6 protein-coding genes are annotated in these 4,863 nt (G+C 62.0%); all 6 read left to right on the top strand.

Going from position 1 to position 4,863, the window contains the following annotated elements; all coding sequences use genetic code 11:
• Positions 1 to 94: 94 nt before the first annotated feature.
• Complete coding sequence (gene lysW / locus RRY12_12170; protein MEG2185427.1) at positions 95 to 262, top strand: lysine biosynthesis protein LysW; 168 nt, start codon at positions 95 to 97, stop codon at positions 260 to 262.
• Positions 262 to 1,101 (top strand): RimK family alpha-L-glutamate ligase, encoded by an 840-nt coding sequence (locus tag RRY12_12165; protein ID MEG2185426.1) that lies wholly within the window; start codon positions 262 to 264, stop codon positions 1,099 to 1,101. The genes lysW and RRY12_12165 overlap by 1 nt, the downstream gene beginning before the upstream one ends.
• Positions 1,102 to 1,305: 204 nt before the next feature.
• A complete protein-coding gene (argC, locus tag RRY12_12160) occupies positions 1,306 to 2,355 on the top strand; it encodes an N-acetyl-gamma-glutamyl-phosphate reductase (protein ID MEG2185425.1) in 1,050 nt (349 codons plus the stop codon).
• Positions 2,356 to 2,367: 12 nt separating this feature from the next.
• Positions 2,368 to 3,195 (top strand): uridylate kinase, encoded by an 828-nt coding sequence (locus tag RRY12_12155; protein ID MEG2185424.1) that lies wholly within the window; start codon positions 2,368 to 2,370, stop codon positions 3,193 to 3,195.
• Positions 3,180 to 4,313, top strand: coding sequence for an aminotransferase class III-fold pyridoxal phosphate-dependent enzyme (locus tag RRY12_12150; protein ID MEG2185423.1), 1,134 nt, complete (start codon positions 3,180 to 3,182; stop codon positions 4,311 to 4,313). The genes RRY12_12155 and RRY12_12150 overlap by 16 nt, the downstream gene beginning before the upstream one ends.
• On the top strand, positions 4,313 to 4,863 hold a 551-nt coding region (locus tag RRY12_12145; GenBank protein ID MEG2185422.1), incomplete at its 3' end, for an acetyl-lysine deacetylase. The genes RRY12_12150 and RRY12_12145, both read left to right, overlap by 1 nt.

The raw sequence follows: 4,863 nt of genomic DNA, 5'->3' as shown, positions 1-4,863 counted from the left end.
CACGGTGGTGACGCATTATTATCTGTCAATTTAATAGCTATTAGTTTATTTAAATAAAATATTAAACAATATAATTTACGGAGGAATATTTATCATGACTGCAACTTGTATCGTATGCGAAGCGAATGTTGGACTTCCCGAAGGATGCTGCGAGGGAGAGCTGCTCGTCTGCCCGGACTGCGGAACTGAGCTTGAAGTGGTGGCGCTTGACCCGATAACGGTCGAGGAGGCGCCGCAGGTTCAGGAGGACTGGGGCGAGTAATGGCCGTTCTGCGTATTGCCTTCACAAGGCTCCGCCTTGAGGAAAAGCTCTTGAAGGAGGCGGCCGACAGGCTTGGCGTCCCGTGCGAGCTTCAGAATGTGACGGACGCGGTCATCGGCGGCGCGCCGTTTTGCGCGCCTGACGACGTCGTGCTTGCGCGCTGCGTTTCGCACAACCAAAACGAGGCGGTCGCCGAGCTGCTTGAGACCGAGGGCGTCACTGTGGTCAACGCCTCCCGCGTCATGAAGCTCTGCGGAAACAAGCTCTCAACGAGCGCGGCGCTTGAACGCGCTGGCATTGCGCAGCCGAAGTATCTGGCCGCTTTCACGCAGGAGGCCGCGCTTGACGCGGTAGAACGCATCGGCTATCCCGCCGTCTGCAAACCTGTAAGCGGAAGCTGGGGGCGCCTGCTTGCGAAGCTGAACGACCGCGAGGCGGCGGAGGCCGTCTTTGAACACAAGGCGATGCTCGGCGCGATGCACAATATCTTCTACATCCAGGAATTTGTCGACAAAGGCTCTTTTGACGTGCGCGCCTTTGTTGTGAACGGAGAACCGCTCTGCGCTATTGCGCGTTCCAGCGAACACTGGATCACGAACACCGCGCGCGGCGGACAGGCGGAAAACATGCCGCTTGATGAAGAGGTAAGCTCCATCCTGCGCTCGGTGCACGGGGCTATAGGCGGAGAGTTTCTTGCGGTAGACCTCTTTAAAGGAGACGGACGCTGGCTCGTCAACGAGGTAAACGACGGCGGCGAGTTCCGCAACTCGATAGCGCCCACCGGCAAAGACATTCCCGGCGCGGTGGTTGAGGCCGCATGGAACGCGAGGCGCGGTTAAGATGACCTTTTCTGTTTTTTACACGGCAGAGACAAAAATAAAGTGCGAAAACAAATGCAAGCGCGGAATAAAGCGGTTGTACAGCGGGTCGTGGTTTTCAGCGGTGTCGGCGTAGTTCCGGCACAGAGCAAAAAGCTGCGGTCCGCCTCGTGAGGCGGACCTTTTTTTATACTTTTTATTTTGAATACGAAGGAGTTTTTATAAATGACTGACAGGATCCCGGTTTCTATATGGGGCGCCACCGGCTTTGCGGGCGGAGAGCTTCTTAGGATATTCGCGCGCCATCCGCGCTTTGAAGTTGCGGGCGCCATCTCCCGCTCAAAGGCCGGCACGCCGATAGGCGCGGTACATCCGCACCTGCGCCACGTATACGGCGAGATGAATTTTATATCTCCAGAGGATGCCGCGGCTATCGCGCCGGCGCTCGCCTTCCTCGCCCTGCCCCACCGCGCTTCGGCTTCGGAGGCGGTGCGCAGGCTTGCCGCGAACGAGCGGGTCATCGACCTTTCCGCGGACTTTCGTTTAAAGAGCGCCGAGGCCTACCGCGAGTGGTACAAAGTGGAGCACCCTGCGCCCGAGCTGCTCTCCGAGGCGGTCTACGGGCTGCCGGAGCTGCACCGCGACCAGATGCGCGGCGCGCGCCTCATTTCCGGCGTAGGGTGCAACGCGACGGCTTCGATAACGGCGCTGCTGCCTCTTGCAAGAGCCGGGCTCATTGAGGAGGCGCGCATAGAGTGCCGCGCCGGTTCCTCAGAGGGAGGCGCAAACCCTGACGCCGGCTCAGCGCACGCAATGCGCAGCCGCTCCCTGCGCGTCGTCAGCCCGTTCGTCCACAGACACATGGCGGAGGCGTCGCAGGAGCTGTCGCTTCCGCTTGAAAACTTCACTATGGGGATAACGGCGGTAGAGCTGGTGCGCGGCATCCAGTGCGTCGCCCACGTAAAGCTCTCGCGCGCCGTGCGCGAGGCCGAAATCTGGAAGCTCTGGCGCGCTACGTGGGCGGGCGAACCATTCGTCTCCTTCACCCCCGCAAAACCGGCGCATTTCCGCATACCAGACCCGCGCTTCGTTCTCGGCAGCAACCGCGTACTTACCGGCTTTATGCTCGCGGAGGACGGACGCCGGATGATAGCGGCCTCCGCCATCGACAATCTGATGAAGGGCGCGGCAGGATCCGCCGTGCAGTGCGCAAACCTGATGTTCGGACTGCCGGAGACCGACGGGCTGGACATGATGCCAGTATATCCCGCATAGGAGGAAAATATTATGACGACTAACGAAAACCGGATAAATGTTGTAAAAATAGGCGGCGCGCCGGGAAACAGCCTTGAACCGCTCATTTCCGAAATAGCGCGGCGCAGCGCCGCGGGCGAGCGCTGGGTGGTGGCGCACGGCGCAAGCGGTGCTATGGACGCCCTCTGCCGCGAGCGCGGCGTTGAGATACGCATGGTCACAAGCCCATCAGGCTACAGGAGCCGCTTCGTCGGCGAAACGGAGCGCGAGCTCTTCCGCGAGGCGGCGCTTTCCTACGGCGCGCGCATCGCCTCCATGCTCCAAGAACGGGGCGCCGCGGCGCGTCAGATGGACCCGGAGGCCGCGCCATACGCGGAAGCCGCGCGCAAGGACGTCATCCGTGAAAGCGTGGGCGGCAGGACGCGGCTTCTTCGCGGCAACTACAGCGGCACGGTGAAGCGCATAAACGCAGCGCCGCTGCTTGAGGCGCTTGACGCTGGCTGCGTGCCGGTAGTTGCGCCTCTTGCGCTCGACGAAACGCTTTTTGTTTCCCTCAACGTGGACGGCGACAGGCTCGCGGCGCAGATAGCGGCGGCGCTTCACGCAGGAGCGCTCTTTATACTCTCAAACGTCCCCGGGCTTATGAAGGAGCTGAACGACCCCGCCTCCCTCATCAAAAACGGCGCGATTTCACAGTGGGAAATTCTTGAACACTACGCACAGGGCAATATGAAAAGAAAGCTGGTCGCCTGCAAAGAGGCGCTCGAACTTGGCACGCCCGCCGTCTGCCTTGCCGACGGGCGAGCGGCGGAACCTATCGCAAACGCTGTAGCGGGGAACGCGACATGGCTGGCTCGTTAAGTTCGCTCTACGGAGGACGCGGCATCTCGCTTGCGCGCGGCGAAGGCTCCTTTGTCTGGGACGCGGAGGGACGGCGCTATATCGACTTTTTCAACGGACACGGAGCCGCGCTTTTCGGTCATTCTGAGCCGGCGCTCGTTGAGGCGCTGACGCGCGGCGCGCGCGGCGTGTGGAGCTGCGGCGCGGGCTGCGAATCGCCAGTCCGTGAACAAACGGCAAAGATGCTTGCGGATGAGATACGCGGCGGCAAAGTCTTTCTCTGCAACAGCGGAACGGAGGCGGTCGAAGGCGCGCTGAAGCTGGCGGCGGCGCTCAATCCAGGCAGGCACAAAATACTGGCCTGCCGACGCGCCTTCCACGGGCGGAGCTGCGGCGCGCTGGGACTTACCTTCAACCCGAAATACCGCGCGCCATTTTCCGCGCTCATCCCAAACGTCACGCACTGCGCACCTACGGCGCTTCCGCAGGCGATAAACAGCGACACGATGGCCGTATTCATCGAGCCGGTGCAGGGCGAGGGCGGCGTCTGCCCGCTCGACGAAGAGACGGGCCGGCTCATAACCGAGGCGTGCCGCGCGCGCGGCGCCTTCCTTATAGCCGACGAAGTGCAGAGCGGGCTGGGCCGCTGCGGCGCCTTCTTTGCCTCATCGCTGCACGGACTGGCTCCTGACATCATCTGCGTCGCAAAGGGGCTCGCCGGAGGGATGCCTGCGGGCGCCGTAGTATGGCGCGAAGAGCTGGGAGACTTCCCCGCGCATTCGCACGGCTCCACATACGGCGGCAACGAACTGACTGCGCACGTCACGGCGGCGGCGCTCGGCCTCATCAAAGAAAGGGGCCTCTGCGCCCACGCCGCGGATATAGGCGCCTTTATAAAAGAAGAGATAACAAAAAGGAATATCCCGCACATAACAGAGGTGCGCGCGGCCGGCCTCCTTATCGGAGCGGAGACAGACGTACCCTCTCAGCCCGCCGTACACGCGCTGCAAATGGCCGGGCTGCTCTGCCTTGCGGCGGGCCCGCGCGTTGTGCGGCTGCTGCCTTCATTCAGCGTCACGCGCGAAACGGCTTTTGAGGCCGTCAATATACTGGAAAATGTCTTTAGGGAGATGAAATAATGCGCTTTCCTGAATCTGTGGCGCTTTTGATAGATTTAGTCGCTGTGGCAAGCCCCACCTGGCATGAGGCGGACGCGGCGCGGCTGCTTGCCGACCGTCTGCCGCGCTTCGGCTGGGAATCGGCGCATCTGGACGGCGCAGGCTCCGTCGTCGCCACGAAGGGGCGCGGAGACAAAGAGCTGCTGCTTTTGAGCCACATCGACACAGTGCCCGGCGGCCCAGCCTTTTACGTTGACGACACAAAACTGGTGGGACGAGGCTCCGTAGACGCAAAAAGCCCCTGCTGCGCGCTTGCAGTGGGAGGCGGCTCAGTCTGCGTCCCGGATGGCTGGCGCGTCACCTTCGTAGCCGCCGTCGGCGAAGAGATAGACTCGCGCGGCGCGCGCTTTAGAATGCCGCTGCACGAGCCATCCGCGCTCATCGTAGGCGAACCTACAGGAAGCGGCGGCGTAGCGCTCTCCTACCGCGGGCGCATACTTTTTTCATTCGCAGGCGAAGACGGCGGCGCGCACCGCTCGGGAAGCCCCGGCCCAATGACTGGCGCGGTGCT

It is taken from the genome of Cloacibacillus sp. (genome assembly GCA_036655895.1).
GTDB lineage: Bacteria > Synergistota > Synergistia > Synergistales > Synergistaceae > JAVVPF01.
The sequence above is the reverse complement of the archived record's forward strand: the minus strand, read 5'-3'. Positions and strand labels throughout refer to the sequence as shown.

Bases quoted from the DNA above. Each gene is read 5' to 3' on its own strand.
- lysW (MEG2185427.1), top strand. From the start codon at position 95: ATGACTGCAACTTGTATCGTATGCGAAGCGAATGTTGGACTTCCCGAA.
- RRY12_12165 (MEG2185426.1), top strand. From the start codon at position 262: ATGGCCGTTCTGCGTATTGCCTTCACAAGGCTCCGCCTTGAGGAAAAG.
- argC (MEG2185425.1), top strand. From the start codon at position 1,306: ATGACTGACAGGATCCCGGTTTCTATATGGGGCGCCACCGGCTTTGCG.
- RRY12_12155 (MEG2185424.1), top strand. From the start codon at position 2,368: ATGACGACTAACGAAAACCGGATAAATGTTGTAAAAATAGGCGGCGCG.
- RRY12_12150 (MEG2185423.1), top strand. From the start codon at position 3,180: ATGGCTGGCTCGTTAAGTTCGCTCTACGGAGGACGCGGCATCTCGCTT.